The following is an 18,776-nucleotide window of genomic DNA, read 5'->3' on the forward strand; positions in this document are numbered from 1 at the left end:
TGGGGGAGAGGATGAGAGCTGGATCTGCACACCGTCCGGAGCAATCGCCGCACACCTGCCAGCGGGAAAAGAGCCGGACGGCGCGCTTGACGACGTCACCTTGGTTGTGGCGGGAGTCAACGCCATTGCCTGTCGAACAAGGCGCGCTGCCCAGCAACTGAATAAGAGATCCAAGCGCGGCAGACACGTTGATCGGCGTCGCCGCCGGCCACGGCAAGCGGATTGATGCCTCGGTGTCAGCCGATTGATCCCAGGATCGCCCGCGCTGTGCGCTCTGCGATGAGCATCACCGGCGCGTTGGTATTGCCGGAAATGATGGTGGGCATAGCTGACGCATCAACCACACGAAGGCCGGCGACACGGTACACGCGGCAGTCGGAGTCGAGCACTGTGAGGGCCGACCGCGGCCGACCTCGGGCGTCAAAGGCTCCCATCGCGCATGTACCCACCGGATGGAAGATAGTTGTTCCGAGCTCAGTTGCTGCCCGGCCTAATTCGTCGTCACTCTCCAGCTGTGGACCGGGAAGCAACTCCTGCGGTCGGTAGCGGGCGAGAGCCGGCGCCGCCATGATCTGCCGGGTCATGCGGAGGCCCTTCACTGCGATTTGCCGATCGGCGTCGGTCGACAGGTAATTGCAGCGAATTTTCGGGTGGATCAGCGGATCTGCACTAGCCATGCGCACATGGCCACGCGAGCTGGGGCGCACATTGCAGACGGAGGGAGTGATCGCCCCGAAGGGGTGCAACGGTTCGCCGAACTTCGGCAAAGACAAGGGCTGCACATGCCACTCCAGATCGGGACTGCCCAGCGCGGGGTCGCTCTTGGCGAAAGCCCCTAGCGTCGAGGGAGGCATGGTCATGGGCCCCGATCGCAACAGCAAATACTGAAGTCCCATGCCCGCGCGGGTGATCCAATTCCGGTAGAGCGTATTGACGGTCCGGGCGCCCCGGACCGTGTACACGGTTCGAAGTTGCAGGTGATCCTGAAGGTTTTCACCCACGCCCGGTAGATCGACAACCACGGGCACTTGATGCCGGGTAAGGAGACCAGCCGGGCCCAGACCCGAGACCTGCATCAGATGCGGCGAGCCAATAGCTCCAGCGCTCAGGATCACCTCCCGCCAGGCTCGGACGTCGACGAGTTGGCCGCCTTTGAGCAGCCGCAGGCCGGTGACGCGCTGCTGGGCCGTGGTCCAGGCACCGCGACGCTGATCGTGGCGCACCTGGTCGTCCAGCAGAAGCCGCACGGCCTGGGTATGGGTGTAGACGGTGAGATTCGTTCGGTGCGCGATGGGATGCAGGAAGGCATCGGCCATCGACCAGCGGCGGCCACGCCGTTGGTTGACGTGAAAGTACGCAGAGCCGGCGTTGAAGCCGCGGTTGAACTCGTCGATCGGGGAGATGCCCAGCTGCGCAGCGGCGGCCTGCCAGGCGTCCAAGATCTTCCAGCGCACACGTGGCCGCTCGACGCGGATCTCGCCACCAACGCCGTGCCAGTCGTCGGCGCCGCCGAAGTAGTCCTCTAATTTTTTGTAGATCGCCAGCGTCTCGCCCGGACCGTCCGGGCCACCTCAGAGCCAACGGTCGTCACCTGTGGCCCGCGCCCAAAGCTCATAGTCGCTCGCCTGTCCTCGCATGTGGATCATGGCGTTGATCGACGAACAGCCGCCGATCACGCGGCCCCGTGCATAGTGAATACTGCGGCCGGCCAGGCCCGGCTCGGCCTCGGTCGTGAAGCACCAATCGGTGCGTGGGTTGGCGATGGTGTACAGATAGCCGACCGGTATCTTGATCCAGAACCAGTCATCCCTGCCGCCGGCCTCAATCAAGAGCACACGGCAATCAGGGTCGGCACTGAGCCGATTGGCGAGTAGGCAGCCGGCGCTGCCCGCCCCCACGATGATGAAGTCGAATTCGGCGAGCGCGTTCATTTCCGGTGTCGGCCCTCCAGCGTCGGTTGCGTGTCCCAGTGTGACCGACGACCAACTGCCGCGGCATCCTGCGCCCGGGCGCCAGATCGCTTGGCTGGAGTCCTGCGGTATTGGGGGGGAGACGGTTGATCCCGATCGGCGTGGCTACGTCTGGCGCCAGTGGCATTCGCTAGGCGTAGAAACACCTGGCGACCCAACCTCGGCGCGGTCGGCCGCTCAGCCGTCCAACTCGCGTCGACCCACGGGGCCATCGCGGGCGGCAGCTGCCGTCCCGGCTCCTGGCTCCGGGCCCGAGGCACGCGAACTCGGTATCGACCGCATCGTCGACTTCGACGTCGAACCCGCCGCGCTTACCCGGTGTTTCGACATCGTGCTGGACGTTGCCGGCGCACTGCCCCTCAAGAAAGCCCGAAGGATGCTGACGCGGGGAGGACGCATCGTCAGTGTCAAGCCCAGTCCGGCGAACATGGTCAGAAACGCCCTGCCCGGACCGCTCCACGTCGTGATCGGCAAGTTCGTCACCGCCGATCTCAAGGCCGTCGCACGCGCCGCCGGTAACGGCCATCTGCGACTGACGATCGACCACCGAATCCTGTGGCCTATGGCGTCACAACCGCTGCCCACGAACTGAACGAAAGGGGAAGTACACTCAGCGATTACGTGTGCCGTTTCGTCAACTCTTCACCGTCACCGGGCGAGCAGAGCTGATCGTGCACAGCCGGAGCCCAGCGCACCTAGCCCGGCCAGCGTCCGTATAGCTTCTCGGACGCCCACGCCGGCCACGTCGGTGCGCCGATGACCGTGCCCGCGGTCAGTTGCGCGACAATTCGGGGCCCGTGAAGGCGTGAATTGTCGTAGATCGTTGCGGTGTCGGCGATCTCGATCGCATCGGCCACCAATTGCCATAATCGGCGGTGCCGTTCACGGATCTTGTCCTCGGGGACGTCGTGACCGCCGTGTCGGACGCGCCGCCGTACGCGTTCGACGGCAAGGCCCTCGGGGACCAGCATCACCTGCAAAGCAACGACGTAGCCCGCATCGCGAGCGGAGCGGATCAGCTCGAGCTTCGACGCATGGGAGAAGACGGTCTCGGCAATAAACGATTTGCCAGTCTCGATAAGCTTGACGCGGGTGTCTGCAGCGATCCGCGCTGCATCGTAGGCGTGCACAGCTGGATCATCGGGCCAACGCTGCTTTGCGATTTCATCGGCATTGACGAATACGCTGCGTGGCAACAACGGCGCCAACGTGAACGCGATGAACGTCGACTTACCAGCACCGTCCGGGCCGACGACGAGATCGAGCCGCTTCACCGGCGCCGCCCGACGTCATGGCTCATTCGTCGACATCGACCACCGAGGTAGTTCCGTCGGGCCGGTACTCGACGATCTCGCCGTCGTCGTTGAGCGCCACTGTCGTGATGCCGCGCACCGCCAGCAAGTCACCGTAATAGGCGTTGGCCAGCGACTCCTCGATAGCGGCCGAGATCTCTGCGTTGAAGACGAGCCCCTCATCCTCGGACAGTTGGTTCGTGTCGAGATCACCGGCCAGGGCCGCCTCGACGCGGCGACGCGAAGCCGTTTGATGGCTCGACACCGCACGGCCCACCCGCGCCCAATGATCGAGTTGCTGCTTGGCCGAACGGCTCTGGCGAGCACCCTCGGCAGCAGCACTGTCCACGAGGTCGGCGGCGACCCTCGTGACGCGGTCGGCGACGTTTGTCATGTCCCTACCTCCCGTAGCAAAACGCTACGCCGTGTAGCGGAACGTTACGAGGCGGAGGGGATTCGCGGCGGCCCGCGCGTGCCCGTCGGCGACGAAGTGCACCACGAGGCTCTGGGATCCCATGGTTCATTTCATGGAGCACCGGTGATCTTTCCCACGGCGCTCTGGCTTGCCGCCTACCACGGGGCGTACGTTCGTGCCAAGCCGCGAATACCGCGACCACCTGCGTCACTCAAGCGGTTCGATTCTGGCCGGGCCGAGCGCGTAGATCAGCCGCACCGGGGCCCACACCACAGGACCATGCGGAGAGGAGCCCATGAGAACGATCGCATACCGCCACCCGGCACTCGTCGGCCTGGCCGCCGTCGCGCTGATCACTGCAGGCTGCAGCAGTGGCAAAAACGGCAGCGCACCTGTGCCACCTCAGGTCGGCGCGCGGGGCATCTCCACGTCTAAAACCCCAGCAGTGCAGCCCACCGCGGTGAAGCTCATCGGGGAGGGCGACGTTGAGGTGACTCTGACCGGCCCGATCGCTGCCAAGTACTCGTCGGCAACCGCCGATCAGCGGGCGGCTCTCGGCAAGCCCCTCACGGGTGATCGCAACGCGGGCACGCGACAGAACGGCGTGGTATTCCAGCAATTCCAGCGCGGTGTGATCACCGCCAAGAACGATGAGGCCGGCACGCCCGCGTATATCGTCCTGGGCAAGATCCGGGACGCCTGGAATGTCCCGCGCGACCCGAACGGTGTGCCTGCGATTTCCGGCGAAAACGGTTCGGCAGGTCCGCTGGGATTCCCCACCAGCGATGACAACGCCGTCGGCGATCTGCTCGTATCGAACTTCGAGCACGGCAGCATCGAGTGCAACACGAAGACCGGCCAGGTCGAGGTGACGGTAAACGGCAAGTCCGTACCATCCGGACTGTAGGCCGAATCAAGCAGCTTTGTCCCGACCTGGTGCGAACGCCACATCGAACTCTTGGTCGTGTCCCGTCGGCGGTGTAAAAGAGTTCGGACGGAGGTTCCCTCGGAGACCGGCAAATCTGGCGAACGGCACCTGCGTCGGTGTCGCAGAGGTTATCGCCTGCGCAGCGGTTGCAGGAGGAAACTGGTGGGGTGTTGGCCGGCGGCGCCGAACGAGCTTGTCAACGCCACCGCGGAGAATCATGAACGCAGACGAGCGGAGCCCACGTCAGGCCACCTCTACACCGCTTCTGGGACCCCTTGTGCTGCGGGTTGTCCTCAATCTATGAGTGCCGTGGCGATATCATCACAACCCAACACGACGAAAACAATTGTTAAGCAGTGTATTACGGCGTAACTTGCTGGTGGCCCGCCATATTCGATTCCGCGGTATTCCTGCCCCGTGCCGGTCTGCACCAATCCAGAAGCCAGCAGCAGTTCGCAAAGCGCCGAGTCCATCGCGCCAAAGCCTCGACCGCATGCGCTCGTTTGCTGGATCGAATATGCGATCGCCGGTGGACCTAGTGTCTACATTTTGTCTACACTGATGTCATGGCAGCAGAAACCACAACGGTCCGAGTTCGTCGGCCCGATTCTGAGCGGCTCCAATCGCTGGCCAAGGCTCGTCAAACCGCCGTTGTCGACGTCGTGCACGCAGCTATCGACGCCTTGGAACAGCAGGAGTTCCTCCGGGGACTAAACAGCGACTACCAGCGCCTGCGTGGTAATCCCGAACTGTGGGAGCAGTACCTGGCCGAGCGTCACGAGTGGGACACTCTGGCTTGATCTGGCGAGGGGAGGTCTACTACGTCGATCTCGGTCATCCGGTCAGCCACGAGCCGGCCTTTCGACGCCCAGCGGTCGTGGTGTCGGTCGACATTCTCAACAATGGACCGGGCGGGCTGGTGGTCGTCGTACCGATTACGACCGCTGGCTACGGGCTGCGAAGCCATGTCGAGCTGGACCCAGAAAGCAGTGGGCTCGATCACACCTCATATGCACGCTGCGATCAACTGCGCGTGGTCTCCGTCGAACGACTGTCACCCCGGCAGACAATAATCGGCCCAGAGCAGATGCAGGCCATTGACCAAGCGCTGCGGTTCGTACTCGACCTGTGACACACAGCCCGAGGCAGACCAATAGTGGAGGAGCGGAACCTGTTGGACCGCAACCGGAAACGGCCGGGTCTACTGGTAACTCTGCATATTCGATTCCTGCATATTCCCACCCGCCGCCGACCAACTGGTGTATCACTTCATTATCGAGTGGTACACTTGCGGCGTGCCAACGACGCGTCCTCGATATCAGGTAACGGAGACACCGGCGGTCGCCCGCGCCTTGGACAGAGCAGCGAAACGATGGCCCGGCGAGCCTCGATCAAGACTGCTCGTGCGGCTTGTCGAGGCGGGAGGCGACATGCTCGCCAATGATGAGCACGCCGACAAACGCGACCATCGATCTGCTGTTCTGGCCTGCGCGGGCCGTTACGCCGAGGCATTCGGTCCTGACTATCTCGCCGAGCTGAGAGCAGACTGGCCGGCGTGATGGCATTGGACGCAAGTGTGCTCATCGCTCATTTGAATCCAGCCGATCCGCATCATCGAGCAGCCACCGAAGTCCTCCTGGCCGGCACACCCGGGGAGATGCTGATGCACATGATCACCATGGCGGAAGTGTTGGTCGGCGGCGTCCGGATAGGCCAGGGCGCTTCGATGCGCGACGACATCCACGCCGCCGGAATCACGGTCGCGCCTCACGACAACGGGGAGCCATTACGACTTGCCGAACTGCGCGCCAGCAGTGGGCTGAAGTTGCCCGACTGTTGCGTTCTTGACGTCGCAATACGACACCAAGCAGGCCTCGCAACCTTCGACCACGCACTGGCCACAGAAGCTGCCAAACGTGGCATACCCGCTGCCACTGCGTGAACGCGAAAACCGTTGGGCGACAACTTAGTATGCAGTAGTTACTGGTAACCCGCCATATTCGATCCCGCCGTATTCCTCCACTGAAGTTACCGCCAGCGGGTTGGCCAGTTGGTACGCAGGGGAGCCGTCATCCGCCAGCCGGGGGCATTGTTTCAACCTAGGTCCTGCCCCAGTAACCGTGCGCGGAGTTTGCTGGAGTGAAGATCGCGCCAAACGTCGACAAGCTGCTAGCATTGACTGCAATGCAATCAATGGGCAAGGGGTGACTGATGGCGACGTTGACGATTCGTGATTTTGACGACGAGCTCAAAGCGGCACTGCGTGTTCGCGCAGCAGAGCACGGCCGATCGATGGAATCGGAGGTACGCGAGATCTTGCGCACGGCATTGCAACGCCCCGTGGGTGGTCCGGGGATGGCGACGCGGATTCGGCAGCGCTTCTCGGGAACCGGGGGGGTGGAGCTTGACCTGCCCGGCCGGACCGAGCGTCCACGTGCTGCGGTCCTTGACGAATGATCGTCTTGGATACCAACGTGGTTTCGGAGCTGATGCGCCCAGCACCGGAACCTGGTGTCACTAGTTGGGTCGACAGTTTGGATGTGTCCGACATATTGCTGACTGCCGTGACGGCGGCCGAACTGATGTACGGCGTCGCCCGATTGCCGAACGGGCGACGCAGATGTGAGCTTCGCGCAAAGGTCGACGGACTGCTGACGGAGGATTTCCAGGACAGGATTTTGCCATTCGATGCGCTGGCTGCAACTCATTATGCAGATATCGTTGCTGAACGGGAGCGTAGCGGACTCCAGATCAGTATGGCCGATGGGCAGATCGCTGCAATTTGCCGCAACTGGAACGCCGGACTCGCGACGCGCAACATCGGTGACTTCGTTGACACCGGCATCGAACTCATCAATCCGTGGGATTTGGCAACACCGTAACCGCTTGGCCGCAACGACGCACGCTGGCTGCGAAACGACATCAGTGAAATACGCTGCAGCACAGTGGTTTAGCAGCGGCACACTGCATTTGCTCGGGAATCGAACCTCCGCGATTCGGGATCTACTGACGTTGTAGTGGGTCATTTCCGTCCGGGTAGTGCTGGGCAGAGGCCGCCTCGGGTGAGCATGGCCATGGCGATGAGTGCGTCTGGGCTGTGGAATCCGTAGGCGCGTTTGGTTAATGCCCGCAGGTGGGTGTTAGTGGCTTCGGATCGGGCGTTGGACAGGCCGTGATCGAGCGTGTTCCAGATGAGGTCGCGGTAGCGGCGGATGCTGCGGGCCAGCGCGGCGAACTCGGGGATGCGTGAGTGCGACGCCCACGACAGCCAGCCGGCCAGCAGCTGCCGCCCGTGGGTGCCCTTGACCCGAAACACCTCGCGTAGTTGCTCTTTGAGCAGATACGCCCGGTAGAGGGTGCGGTTGGTGTCGGCGATCTTAGCGAGGCTGGTGCGCTGCTCGCAGGACAGGTCAGCCGGGTTCTTGCGGGTCGCCCACATGGCGTGCCGATCGGTGATCCCGGCGCGGGTCATGGTGCGTACCCGCACCTTGTCCAGTGCCTTCATGGCCCAGGCCACGACATGAAACCCATCCAGGCAAATCAGCGCCTGCGGCGCGCGGGCACGCACCAGGGCGTGGATCCATTCCGCCCCGTCGCAGCTGACGTGGGTGAGCAGCTTGGCCCGCTCGGCGCCGAGCTGATCGAAGAACCGGCCCAGCGTGTCCTGGTTGCGGCCCTCGCCGGCCCACACCAGCCGGCCTGTCGTGTGGTCAACCACGCACGTCAAGTAGCGATGTCCCTTGCGGTAGGCGATCTCGTCGATGCCGATCCGCGACAGTCCGGCGAGCAGGTCGTTGGTGTCGCGGCCATCGGCCACCACCCTGGTCACGATCGCCGCCACGGTGCGCCAGGCGATCTGCAGCAGCACCGTGAGCACACTCAATGCGGTGTGCGCGGCCAGCCACGCGCAGGTGTCCTCGAACGCCCAGGTGTGTTTGGCGCCCGGCCGCGCCCACGGCACATGCGCAACCACCACCCCATGCTCGCCGCATGCCACCCGCGGGGCCGCGGCCTGCAGATACGCCTTTGTGGTCCCCACATCCAGGGTCCGCCAGCGCCTGATCCCGTTCCCGTCCCGGCCCCCCGCGTCATAGCCCGGGCACCGCTTCCGGCACCGCGAGCACCGGCCCGCCTGCGACGCCTTGGGCCGCACCGAGAACACCAGAACTTCGGAGGTCTTCGGCTGCTTCCGACCCGTGGTCTCGGTCTCGATCGTCACGTCCTCGATCACCATGTTTTGGTCACCCAGACCGCTCGCCAATACCCTGGACATGCGCAACGCCGTAGCTCCTTCTCGCGGATTGAACCCTAGACAGTCCAAAACGTAAGCAGGACACGGCGTTGCGCCCAAATTCCCAGGTCAGCGAACCCACGACAACGTCACAAGAGCCGCGATTCGGCTGACGAAAACCGCGTAGTTTACTTGACATAATGTCGCTTATCGGCAAAAAACTAAATGCGAGTTGCATCAGATGAAAGTGCTCGCACTGTCGTTTTGCAGACGACCTCCGACTTTTTCACTGATTCGCCGATCGGGCGCACACAGTTTTCAGTCACTCGCCTATCGGGCTGTGCGCCTCGTGATGCTTCCGAGCTTTTGGTGTGATGGGGGCCTCGCGCCGAATCCGCCAATCGAGACTCACTGACGGCACACTTGCCCCACGCGCACCACCCGGTAAACCCTCACCCCTTTTCGTCACTGTGACGAATTAGGGGCATTGTGGGCCCCCTAAGGTACCCAACTGGCGCATGCGTCGAAGTCGAACTAGTCTGCTGAATGTCGTTTTGCAGTTGACCTCTGACTTTTTCACTCGTTCGATAACCACCGCATAACCTTTTCCACTCCTTCGCCTACCGGATGTCGCATCTCGTGATGCTTCTGCGCCGGTGGCGTGATCAGGCTTTCGCCCGAGGTCCGCCGTGCACCGTCCCCGCTAGGTTGTTGACGGACATTCAGGGTGACCACCTGGGGGTGGGGTTCCGGCGTTGAGGGTGAGGATGCTTCGGCGGGATCTGAGCGGCGGCATGGTGACGACGCCCCCTGTTCCCGGGGTTACGGTGGCCTGGGTTCGTTTCGGCGATCATCGTGGCGCCGGATGTTCGTGGCCGGGGGATCGACTGGCGCAGTGACGGTTCCAGCCCGGGGCGGCCAACACGAGATGACCCCTTCCCGACTGGCATCGTGGTAGACCATCTTGGTGCTTCATGTCCTCCCGAGCACCCGATGATCGTCGTCCGCACCGTCGAGTGGGCCGAGCAGGCCCTGGGCGCCGGCGAGCTCGGCTGTCCGCACCCCGGGTGCGGCGGCGCCCTCACACGGTGGGGATACGGCCGCCGCCGGCGCGTCCGTAGCCTCGGCGCGCGGACCCTCGACGTGCGCCCCAGGCGGGCACGATGCACCCGCTGCGCCAGCACCCAGATTCTGCTGCCGGCCACCCTGCAGCCACGTCTGGCCGACACCACCGAAGTGATTGGCGCCGCCCTGGCCGGCAAGGCCGGCGGCCACGGACATCGCCGTATTGCCACCGCGCTTGACCGCTCGCCGTCGACCGTGCGCCGCTGGATACGCCGCGCCACGCGCAGCGTTCATCTGCAATGGCTATGGCAGCGCGGCAGCCAGGCCCTCATCCGGCTCGACCCCGACGCGTTCAACCAGCTGCCTCGCGCCAGCAACCCGCTGCACAACGCGCTTATCGTCCTGGCCGCCGCCGCCTGCGCGGCCCGCCAGCGGCTGGGCTTGACCGAACCCCTATGGACGCTGATCGGCGTGCACACCCAAGGCCGGCTTCTGGCCGCACCGACCTGAACCGCCCACATCGCCCGGACCAATCCGGCCGGGCCGGCGATCCCGCTCGCCCATCCCCGGCCGGCACCGTGAACACCACCGCCGGCCGACACCGTCACCGCGAGCATCACAGCGTCAGCGTGAACACCAAATCGCGCTAATCATCCTCACCGAGAACGCCGCCAACATGCTCACCTTGAACGCCGGTCAACACTAGGTGCACGGCGTGGGCCCGTCTAATTTGTCACTGTGACGTATTGGGCGGTTCGGGGGCTCTCCGTTAGACCCCTCGTCTGGCGGTTGCGATCCGCCCTCATTGCTGTTTTGGATCCTGTGCGCATGGCGGTCCCGGGGCGCCACGCCTTTCCGCGTCAGCAGAGAGATCATCAAAGTCCGAGGCCAGTTGGGTATAGCCAACATCAAGGGCTTGTTCATGCAGTGCGTCTGCCCCGGCCCTGAGCAGCGCACGAAGCACGTCGGCTTCCGTTGGTATTTCGGCTGGGACCCACCCTTGCCGCCTGGTCCATGTTGACGACGGTTGAAAACTAGGCCAGAAGCGACGGTGAAAAGTAGGCCACGTGGTCGTGGTTATTGTGCCGTGTTGTCGGCTCTGGCGGAGGGCAAGGTGTCGATTCCGGTGTCTTTGAGGCGGTAGCTGGAGCCTTTGAGGGTCAGGACGTCGGCGTGGTGGACGATGCGGTCGATCATCGCCGCGGCTACGACTTGATCCCCGAAGACGTCGCCCCAGCGATCCGCGGCTCGCATATGTTCGTGATTCGGGATCGGTCCTGCTACCAGGCCTTTTGGAGGTCCTGCGTGTCTTGCCGATAATTCAGGTGCATTCCCGCTATGTTAGGTGCTACCTTAATTGACCAGGCAGGAAGAAGGTTAGCGGTGGTGGGCAGGTTTCAGGTGATTCCGGGCGGGACCGCCGCTGTCGTTCCAGTTTCTTCGGACCCTGTTGTGTTTCAACGCGATTGCGTCGATGCTTTTGTGGCGTCGTGGCGGGCGCGTGGTTTTAGCTCGGTGACGATCGATAACGATGTTGGGCTACTCGAGCGAACGTTGGTGGCGTTGGGTCGGCCGGCATGGGAGGTGACCGCCGAGGACATCGATCGGGTGGTCGGCGACCTGGCAGTGGCGGGCCGGGCGTCATCGACCAGGCGTGAGTATGTGCAGATCTTCAAGGGCTTCCACCGTTTCTTGCAGGTCCGCAAGGCCACGGAGATCGAAGCCACTTTCGGGGTGCGGCTGGTCTGCCCGGTCGATGAGTTCAACGCCTCTCGCCATGTCGGCGACGACTCACCGGCATTGGCGCCGCCGCCGACGCCGGAGCGCGTCGAGGTGTTCTTCGAATTCCTCAAGGCCAGGATCGCCACCGCCCGCAAGTATGGGCCGGCAGCTCGGGACTACGCGCTATTTCGGACGCTGTATCACGGCGGCCTGCGCTCGGAAGAGTCGGCGCTGCTGGAGGTCGCCGATTTGCATTTCGGGCGGGGCCCGTTCGGCAAGATCCATGTGCGTTTCGGCAAGGGAGCCCACACCTCGGGACCTCGGCCGCGGTGGGTACCAATGCTTGACGGGCTGGACTTAGTGTTGCGCTGGTTCTTATCCGATGTGCGCCCGAAGTTCCCGGAGTCTGCGGTGCTGTTCGCCGATGAGTCCGGAGGGGCGTTGCATCAGGGCACCATCCGCAATCGGCTGCGGTATCTGATGCAGCTCGAAGGCCATGCCAAAACAGACTGGTTCAGTCCACATGCGCTGCGCCGAGCGTGCGCGACCCATAACTACGAGCGCGGTGTTGATCTGGTCGCGATCCAGCAGCTGCTGGGTCATTGGACCGTGAGTTCCACGATGCGCTATGTGCGGCCCTCGGCAACGTTCATCGAGGACGCCTATCGGCGAGCGGTGACATCCACCCTGGCGGAGTTGAGCGAAGAGGACGGCACGGCATGAAGATCCGATGGCGGCTGCGGATGGCCGCAGCCCAGCGTGAGGTCTGGACAGGCACCGAATTGCGGCGTCTGTTAGCCGAGAAAGCCGGGCTTGAGATGTCGGCGGCATCGGTGTCAGCGCTGCTGACCAAAGAACCTAGCCAGGTCAAACTTTCCACGCTGATCGCATTGTGCACCGCGCTGCAATGCACTCCCAACGACGTGTTCGAAATCGACACCACCCCAGCCCAACAGCCCGCCACACCTGCGCCCCAGTCCGAACCTGCGAAGTCGGTTAACAGCCGTGGCCGGTCGATGCCACCGATGTAACAGCCGGTGTCGTGAAGGTGGTTGAGCGCGTTGGGGAAACGACAACGTGACTGCGTGAACTGCGCAGCACCGGTGGACATCATCGGCCGCGACCTGTGTTGTCGATGCACGACCCGTCAGAAAGAGACGGAGGCCAAACAACGCTGCCCAGACTGCGGGCAGCTCAGGCGACTCACGCTCATGGGTCGCTGTGTCCTGTGTTCGCGGCGATGCACCGAGTGCGGCCATAAACTCCGCAGCCCAAATGCCGTTTTGTGCAAGACGTGTCGGCGACGAGCCGAGCTGCGCGCCCGCCAGCAGCGCTGCCCGCGATGCGGCAAGCCCGGCTACTTGCAGGCCGAGACTGGATGGTGCGGGTCGTGTTCACGACCAGGACCCCCCAAGGATCCACCGCGTATCTGTTCCTCATGCGGTGAACTGCGCCGCCACTGTGGCCGCGGGATGTGTTCGCGCTGTTTGCAGCGTGATCCGAACCGACCGTTCATCGCCGGTGAAGGTTGGGCGGCCCGCCTGATTGACCCGCCTGAATGGCTGGCCGGGTTTGTCGTGCACCTCGCGGGCGCCTACTCGCCGTCGCGAGCCGCCACCATGATCACCGTCCTGGGACGGATCCTCAACGACGACCACCCCAACCACCCCCAACTGATCCTTGAGCGTGCCCGAACACCAGGACGCTCCATGGGGCCGTTGGCCAGGGCCCTGCAGGACTTCTTCACCGAACACGGACTGGCGATGCCCACCGACCACGCTGAGCGCCTCGCCGCCGGGCGCCGAAGTCGCCGCATCGAAGCAATACCGCCCTCGCTGCGGCGGGCTGTCCGCGATTACGAAACCCACCTGCTGAACTGCCGAACCCGGGCCCGCCGCGCCGGCACACTACCCCGAACCGATCACACGATTGAGACCGCGCTGGCGACCATCCGCGACCTCGCCGTCTTTGTCAAAGACGGACGCAATAAACGGGATTGGTCGACTATCGACGTCAATGACATCGAGGCATTCCTGGGACTCCAACCGGGTAACCGGCCGCGCAACCTGACCGTGATGCGGCAGTTTTTCCGCTTCGCCCGCCGGCGACACATCGTTCTGATCGACCCGACTAGTGGTTTGAAACGTAGACAGGACAAAGGATTTCGCGGCCGGACACTTACCCGAGCCCAGCAACGAGAACTGTTCAGGCGGTGGACCACTGATTCCAGTGTGCACCCACATGAGGCGCTGGTCGGTCTACTCGCCTTGCTGCACGGCGCATCCAGCCAGGAAGTCCGGCTCCTGCGCTGCCAGGACATCGACATCGGGCTGTCAGCGATCCGACTGGGCGGCCGACCACACCCCGTGCCGCTCGACCCCGCCAGCTGGGCAGCACTACAACGCTGCCTATCCCACCGTGCAGACTGGCCTACCACCAACCCACACGTCATCGTGACCAAGGGCACCAAAGCCGGACGGGCGCCAGCGTCTACTGCCTACCTCAGCCACGTCCTGGACCACTGCGGCTACTCACCACGGCTGATCCGTAACACCCGCTTGGTCGACCTCGTCAACATCATGGACGCCAAGCTCGTCGCCGCAGCATTCGGGATGACCCCAGAGGCGACCATGATCTACCTCGCCGACTACGTCGACGCCGGCCGCCTCGCAGAGATCCGCGGCTCGTGAGCCACGGGAAAGTTCACCGAGTTGGCGATGAAACATCGTTTATGCGCCTCTGCATGCAGCGCGTGCGCATCCTCCGCCCGTTCCTCGGACACGATCACGACCCTCGGGCGTAGGGTCACGTGGCTGAACCTGGTGTCCAACATGGTGCCGATCGCAGTGTCGCGGTACTCGACAACGACGATCCCAGCGTCGGTGCACAAGTGCAGATACCACAGCATGTGGCATTGAGACAGGGCCGCCACGAGCAATTGCTCAGGGTTCCAACGACTCGGGTCACCCCGGCCGATCGCTGGATCGGCGGACGCCGGAATCGGTAGGCAGCCAAGGGTATGCACCTCGTGATTACGAGAGTAGCTGCGGTAATCGGTCGTCGCACCCGTCCAGACAACCTCGATTTCATAGCGATGCTCACCCACGCCAACGAGCATCCCACAGCGCCGTGCGCGAGCAATTGTCAACGACTGCGGGTCAGACTTTCCAGCTGCTGCTTACCGTTACTCGGCCGTCAGTGCGCGTCGTATCAGTTCGGCGAATTCTTCTGGACACTCGACCGGCGTGAAGTGTCCGACGCCATCGACGGTATGCAGACTGGCGCTATTGAAGAACTGATCGAGTCGGTCTGACCAGTCGCGGGGAAACAGTGGATCGTGTTCTGGCCAGAGCACCGATGTTGGTGTGCTGATGCGTTCCTCAGGCCTGGGCGGATGCTCGGTCAGGGCGGTTGCCACCGTTCCGGCACCGGCCCGATACCAGCCAATCGAGGTGGTAAACGCACCGTGCGGTGAGTAGACAGCGACCAAGTGAGCAAGGTCCGCGTCGGCGACCGTGAATGTTGGGCCCGACCAGTGGGTCCAGAAATGATGCAGATAGCTATGGACGGCGTCGCGCTTTCCGTCGATCAACTCTTCAGCCAACGGCAGCTGGTGAAACATTTGGTACCAAAACTTTTTTTGGACATTGTGATCGAACACGCGATTTCCGACACCGGGCAGCGGAGGCGACAGGACCAGGTGCTTGGCGAGCCCCGGATGGTCTTTTGCCAGAGTCTGAGCTACGCGGCTTCCGACGTCATAGGCGCCGATAACAGGGCGATGTAACCCGAGTTCATCGATGAGGGCGAGGATGCTGCGAGCCTGTGCCGCGGCGCTGTATCCGACAGATGGATCGACACGATGCTTATCTGATCGCCCAAAACCCCGCAAATCCGGCACCACAACGTCGAGATCCCTGCCCAGCAACGGCACGACGTGGCGAAAATCCGTGTGGTCTCCCGGCCAGCCGTGCAGCAGGATCACAGACTCCTCCCCGCCCGCGCCCCGACGCTCGTATGCCAGCCGAAAGCCATCACAGGGCGAACTCATCAGCATGCCTAAAACGTAGCTGCGGCCCCGCCCTGAGCCACGACATGGTGGACGATGTTGACCATGACGCCGGTGGAACTTGCTCCTGAGGTGGCCGCAGAGGCGATGGCGACAGCCGTCGCGTATTTGCAGCGGGTTGACTCTGGCCCGGTGTGCCGGCCCATCGACCCGCGCGACCGGGACTGGCTTGTCAACCAATCGTTACCCGAGCAGTCTCGGTCGCTGCCCGATTTGATCGCCGACATCAACGCCCATGTGCTGCCGTATCCGATGGGCAATGGGCATCGGCGTTTTTTCGGATGGGTTAACTCACCGCCATCCGTAGCGGGGATAGCGGTCGAACCGTTGGCCGCAGCACTGAATCCGAGCTGCGCTGGCGGCGAGCACGCCGGCGCCCTGTTGGAGCGAACTGTCCTGCGATGGCTCGCGGAGCTGATCGGCTATACCACGGGCCCCGGCGGTGGGCTCCTGACCAGTGGCGCATCGATGGCGTCCATCATCGCGCTCGCCACCGCTCGCGACCGCGCGGCACAGCGACGCGGGGTAAATATTCGAGAACAGGGACTGTGGGGCCAGCGGCCGCTGGTTATCTACGCCTCGTCGGAGGCGCATAGCTGTATCACCAAGGCGGTCGAGTTGATCGGCATGGGCCGGCGATCGCTACGCCGTATCTCGGTCAATGATGCGTTCGCGATGGACACCGCAGCGCTGGCCTCAGCGATACAAGAAGACACCCAGGCGGGCATGGTGCCCTGTGCTGTCGTCGCCACCGCCGGCACTGTGAACACCGGTGCCATCGATGACCTCGCAGCTATCGCCCAGCTCGCGACCGACCACGGCATGTGGATGCATGTCGATGGAGCCTACGGCGCAATCGCCGCCGCGGATCCCGGCCTGCGGGCGCAGTTCGCTGGAATGGAGCGCGCGGATTCGGTTGCCATCGATGCGCACAAGTGGCTCGGAGTGCCAGTAGACAGCGGCGCACTCCTGGTAAAGGACGCCGACGTATTGCGCGAATCGTTCAGCCTTGTCCCAGATTACTTGCGCGACAACACCGCAGACGACCAGGGGTGGTGGTCGGAATACGGCATCGAGCAGACACGCCCCTTCCGCGCGCTGCGCACCTGGGCCACTATCGCCCACCTAGGCAGACGCGGAATCAGCGATCTGGTTCACCGCACCACCACCGCGGCCGCCAAATTCGCCGTCCTGCTCGGGCATACATCGGATTTCGAGCTACTCGTGCCGCCCACCACCTCGGTGGTCGCCTTCCGGTTTGTCGCCGCGGCAGCGGTAGAAGACATCGACCGGATCAACCGGGACATCCCCGCACTGCTGCAGCGCCGCGGAAACGTCTTTCTGACCGGCACCGTGCTTCGCGAGCGTCCCGCACTGCGCGCGTGTCTGTTGAATCCACTTGTGACACAAGATGACCTGAGATTAATTATCGACGAGATCCGAACAGTCGGCTCTCACCTTAGCGAGCGACAATGACTCCTTCGCCACCGCCGTCCACCAACAACGCTGAACTCGTGGCAGTCAGACTGCCTATACGCACAGGTTGGCGTAAACAAGTGCGCTTTGGCGAAGGGCAGGTTTGAGGTCAGGATCAGCGAGGCGTGTTCGTAGCGGCTGGAGACCAGTTGGAAGAACAAGTTCGCGGCATCCTGCTCGAACGGGATGTAGCCGACCTCGTCGACCACGAGCAATCCGATGCGCCGCAGCTTGGTCAACTCGGCGGGCAGGCGCCCGGCGTTGTGGGCGGCCTTGAGGCGAGCGACCCAATCTACTGCGGTGGCGAACGCGATGCGGTGCCCGGCCTGAGCGGCCTTGACCGCCAACCCGATGGCCAGGTGTGTCTTGCCAGTTCCGGGCGGCCCGAGCAGCACCACATTTGATGCCTTGGTCAGAAAAGCACCGGTGCCCAGGTGGGCGATCATGTCCCGATTCAATGCTGGCTGATGATCGAAGTTGAAGTCCTCCAACGACTTGCGGGTCGGGAACCCGGCCGAGCGGATACGAGTAGCCGCACCCGAGGCCTCACGGGCCGAAACCTCCCGCGACAGGACTGCCGCCAAATACTCTTCGTGAGTCCAGTTGGCGTCGCGGGCTTGCTCGGCCAGCCGGGCCGCCGAGTCGCGGATGCGGGGTGCTTTGAGCGCTTGGGCGTAGTGCAGGACGGCTTTGATCGGTTCGTCGGCCATGCTCATGCCACCTCACCATCGGAGGTGGCTGTGCCAGTGGTGAATTCGACGCTGTCAACGGTCATGTAGTTCTCCCCACTGACGGTCAGGAGATCTCCTCGCTGGTGGCCATGAAAACTCCTCACGGACGGACACGGGATCTCCCCGGTTTGTTCAGCTGGGCAGTGGCGCCACCCCCTTGCCGGTGGTGGCTTGAGCGAGCCGGAACGATTGACCTTCGGTGACGCAGACGTGGGCGTGGTGCAGCAGCCGGTCGACGGTGGCGGTGGCCAGGGTCTTGCGCATCAGTTCGTCGAATCCGGCGGGATGCAGGTTCGATGAGACTGCCAGCGAACGCGTTTCGTAGCAGGCATCGACGAGGCGGTAGAACCCTTCGGCGGCGTCCTCGCCGACGGGCAGCATGCCGATGTCGTCGACGATGATCAGATCGACGCGGGTGATGCGGCGCATGGCTTTGGTGATCGAGTCGTCGGCGCGGTGACGGCGCACCAGGGCGCCGAGTTCGTCGATGGAAAACCAGGCCACGGTGCGGCCGGTGTCGATGGCCAACTGCCCCAACGCTTCGCAGAAGTGGCTCTTGCCGGTCCCGCTGGGCCCGCACACGCACAGGTTCTCACGCCGGTCGACCCACTCCATGCCACGTAGGGCTTGTTGGGTGGGTGCGGGAATGGAGCAGCGGTTCTCGTCCCAGACGGCGAAGGTCTTGCCCGCCGGGAAGTTCGCGCGTGCGCGTCGTATCCGCAGGGTGGCTTCGTCGCGGCCGGTGATCTCCTCGGCCAGCAGCACGCGCAGCACCTCGGCGGGATCCCAGCGTTGGGCACGGGCGGTCGGGACCACATCGAGGGCGGCTTTGCGCAGATAGGGCATCCGCAGCCGGCGGGTCAACGCGATCACCTCC

At 63.6% G+C, this 18,776-nt stretch carries 21 protein-coding genes and 2 pseudogenes; 13 read left to right on the forward strand and 10 right to left on the reverse strand.

All coding sequences use genetic code 11. The features are described 5' to 3' along the window. Positions 1–236: 236 nt before the first annotated feature. A pseudogene (locus ACJ512_RS15875) lies at positions 237–1,931 on the reverse strand (GMC family oxidoreductase). A 40-nt stretch (positions 1,932–1,971) separates the two neighbouring features. Between ACJ512_RS15875 and ACJ512_RS15880 the strand changes: the two are divergent. After that, positions 1,972–2,562, forward strand: coding sequence for a zinc-binding dehydrogenase (locus ACJ512_RS15880; RefSeq protein ID WP_407687560.1), 591 nt, complete (start codon positions 1,972–1,974; stop codon positions 2,560–2,562). A gap of 103 nt (positions 2,563–2,665) precedes the next feature. On the opposite strand, the gene ACJ512_RS15885 is transcribed toward ACJ512_RS15880, so the two are convergent. Together ACJ512_RS15885 and ACJ512_RS15890 are read right to left on the reverse strand one after the other, a co-directional pair. Then, the gene (locus ACJ512_RS15885; RefSeq protein WP_407687559.1) at positions 2,666–3,244 is read right to left on the reverse strand and encodes a zeta toxin family protein; all 579 of its coding nucleotides are present in this window, start codon (positions 3,242–3,244) and stop codon (positions 2,666–2,668) included. Between the two features lie 22 nt (positions 3,245–3,266). Then, complete coding sequence (locus ACJ512_RS15890; protein WP_407687558.1) at positions 3,267–3,656, reverse strand: TA system antitoxin ParD family protein; 390 nt, start codon at positions 3,654–3,656, stop codon at positions 3,267–3,269. A 316-nt stretch (positions 3,657–3,972) separates the two neighbouring features. On the opposite strand from ACJ512_RS15890, the gene ACJ512_RS15895 reads away from it, so the two are divergent. Beyond that, positions 3,973–4,584: an LGFP repeat-containing protein gene (locus ACJ512_RS15895; protein WP_407687557.1), complete on the forward strand. Its 612-nt coding sequence runs from the start codon at positions 3,973–3,975 to the stop codon at positions 4,582–4,584. A gap of 314 nt (positions 4,585–4,898) precedes the next feature. Here the strand turns inward: ACJ512_RS15895 and ACJ512_RS15900 are convergent, their stop codons facing one another. Then, the gene (locus tag ACJ512_RS15900) at positions 4,899–5,078 is read right to left on the reverse strand and encodes a hypothetical protein (protein WP_407687556.1); all 180 of its coding nucleotides are present in this window, start codon (positions 5,076–5,078) and stop codon (positions 4,899–4,901) included. A 93-nt stretch (positions 5,079–5,171) separates the two neighbouring features. Between ACJ512_RS15900 and ACJ512_RS15905 the strand changes: the two genes are divergently transcribed. From ACJ512_RS15905 to ACJ512_RS15930, 6 genes are all read left to right on the forward strand, one after another. Beyond that, positions 5,172–5,405: a hypothetical protein gene (locus tag ACJ512_RS15905; protein WP_407687555.1), complete on the forward strand. Its 234-nt coding sequence runs from the start codon at positions 5,172–5,174 to the stop codon at positions 5,403–5,405. Then, positions 5,402–5,737 (forward strand): type II toxin-antitoxin system PemK/MazF family toxin, encoded by a 336-nt coding sequence (locus ACJ512_RS15910; RefSeq protein ID WP_407687554.1) that lies wholly within the window; start codon positions 5,402–5,404, stop codon positions 5,735–5,737. The genes ACJ512_RS15905 and ACJ512_RS15910 overlap by 4 nt, the downstream gene beginning before the upstream one ends. Before the next feature lie 298 nt (positions 5,738–6,035). Next, complete coding sequence (locus ACJ512_RS15915) at positions 6,036–6,164, forward strand: hypothetical protein (protein ID WP_407687553.1); 129 nt, start codon at positions 6,036–6,038, stop codon at positions 6,162–6,164. Next, entirely contained in the window at positions 6,164–6,547 is a 384-nt protein-coding gene (locus tag ACJ512_RS15920; protein ID WP_407687585.1) for a type II toxin-antitoxin system VapC family toxin, read from the forward strand. The genes ACJ512_RS15915 and ACJ512_RS15920 overlap by 1 nt, the downstream gene beginning before the upstream one ends. A 269-nt stretch (positions 6,548–6,816) precedes the next feature. Then, positions 6,817–7,062 carry a FitA-like ribbon-helix-helix domain-containing protein gene (locus tag ACJ512_RS15925; protein WP_407687552.1) on the forward strand — a complete coding sequence of 82 codons (246 nt, stop codon included), beginning with the start codon at positions 6,817–6,819 and terminating at the stop codon, positions 7,060–7,062. Further along, the gene (locus tag ACJ512_RS15930) at positions 7,059–7,487 is read left to right on the forward strand and encodes a type II toxin-antitoxin system VapC family toxin (protein ID WP_407687551.1); all 429 of its coding nucleotides are present in this window, start codon (positions 7,059–7,061) and stop codon (positions 7,485–7,487) included. The genes ACJ512_RS15925 and ACJ512_RS15930 overlap by 4 nt, the downstream gene beginning before the upstream one ends. A 140-nt stretch (positions 7,488–7,627) precedes the next feature. Here the strand turns inward: ACJ512_RS15930 and ACJ512_RS15935 are convergent, their stop codons facing one another. Beyond that, a complete protein-coding gene (locus ACJ512_RS15935) occupies positions 7,628–8,884 on the reverse strand; it encodes an ISL3 family transposase (RefSeq protein ID WP_369736942.1) in 1,257 nt (418 codons plus the stop codon). Positions 8,885–9,829: 945 nt separating this feature from the next. Between ACJ512_RS15935 and ACJ512_RS15940 the strand changes: the two genes are divergently transcribed. Continuing rightward, complete coding sequence (locus tag ACJ512_RS15940) at positions 9,830–10,411, forward strand: helix-turn-helix domain-containing protein (protein ID WP_407689831.1); 582 nt, start codon at positions 9,830–9,832, stop codon at positions 10,409–10,411. Between the two features lie 567 nt (positions 10,412–10,978). On the opposite strand, the pseudogene ACJ512_RS15945 reads toward ACJ512_RS15940, so the two are convergent. After that, positions 10,979–11,140: pseudogene (locus ACJ512_RS15945) on the reverse strand (ATP-binding protein); the annotation flags it as partial. A 147-nt stretch (positions 11,141–11,287) separates the two neighbouring features. Between ACJ512_RS15945 and ACJ512_RS15950 the strand changes: the two are divergent. The 3 genes from ACJ512_RS15950 (at position 11,288) to ACJ512_RS15960 (ending at position 14,313) form a co-directional block, all read left to right on the forward strand. Continuing rightward, on the forward strand, positions 11,288–12,346 hold the full coding sequence (locus ACJ512_RS15950) for a tyrosine-type recombinase/integrase (protein ID WP_461479757.1): 1,059 nt from the start codon (positions 11,288–11,290) through the stop codon (positions 12,344–12,346). Next, positions 12,343–12,654, forward strand: coding sequence for a helix-turn-helix domain-containing protein (locus tag ACJ512_RS15955; protein WP_407689791.1), 312 nt, complete (start codon positions 12,343–12,345; stop codon positions 12,652–12,654). The genes ACJ512_RS15950 and ACJ512_RS15955 overlap by 4 nt, the downstream gene beginning before the upstream one ends. A 456-nt stretch (positions 12,655–13,110) precedes the next feature. Beyond that, on the forward strand, positions 13,111–14,313 hold the full coding sequence (locus ACJ512_RS15960; protein ID WP_407689686.1) for an integrase: 1,203 nt from the start codon (positions 13,111–13,113) through the stop codon (positions 14,311–14,313). On the opposite strand, the gene ACJ512_RS15965 is transcribed toward ACJ512_RS15960, so the two are convergent. Both ACJ512_RS15965 and ACJ512_RS15970 read right to left on the reverse strand, forming a co-directional pair. Beyond that, positions 14,271–14,729: an OsmC family protein gene (locus ACJ512_RS15965; RefSeq protein ID WP_407689687.1), complete on the reverse strand. Its 459-nt coding sequence runs from the start codon at positions 14,727–14,729 to the stop codon at positions 14,271–14,273. The genes ACJ512_RS15960 and ACJ512_RS15965 overlap by 43 nt on opposite strands. Before the next feature lie 78 nt (positions 14,730–14,807). Then, positions 14,808–15,680 carry an alpha/beta fold hydrolase gene (locus tag ACJ512_RS15970; protein ID WP_407689688.1) on the reverse strand — a complete coding sequence of 291 codons (873 nt, stop codon included), beginning with the start codon at positions 15,678–15,680 and terminating at the stop codon, positions 14,808–14,810. 57 nt (positions 15,681–15,737) lie between these two features. Between ACJ512_RS15970 and ACJ512_RS15975 the strand changes: the two genes are divergently transcribed. After that, positions 15,738–17,168: a pyridoxal phosphate-dependent decarboxylase family protein gene (locus tag ACJ512_RS15975; RefSeq protein ID WP_407689689.1), complete on the forward strand. Its 1,431-nt coding sequence runs from the start codon at positions 15,738–15,740 to the stop codon at positions 17,166–17,168. Here the strand turns inward: ACJ512_RS15975 and istB are convergent. Both istB and ACJ512_RS15985 read right to left on the reverse strand, forming a co-directional pair. After that, positions 17,147–17,878, reverse strand: a complete 732-nt coding sequence (gene istB, locus ACJ512_RS15980; RefSeq protein WP_461479758.1) for an IS21-like element helper ATPase IstB — start codon at positions 17,876–17,878, stop codon at positions 17,147–17,149. The two genes, ACJ512_RS15975 and istB, sit on opposite strands and share 22 nt — an antisense overlap. 153 nt (positions 17,879–18,031) lie before the next feature. Further along, a complete protein-coding gene (locus tag ACJ512_RS15985) occupies positions 18,032–18,745 on the reverse strand; it encodes an ATP-binding protein (RefSeq protein WP_461480129.1) in 714 nt (237 codons plus the stop codon). Positions 18,746–18,776 lie beyond the last annotated feature (31 nt).

The sequence above is a fragment of the Mycobacterium cajalii genome, assembly GCF_045809005.2.
GTDB lineage: Bacteria > Actinomycetota > Actinomycetes > Mycobacteriales > Mycobacteriaceae > Mycobacterium.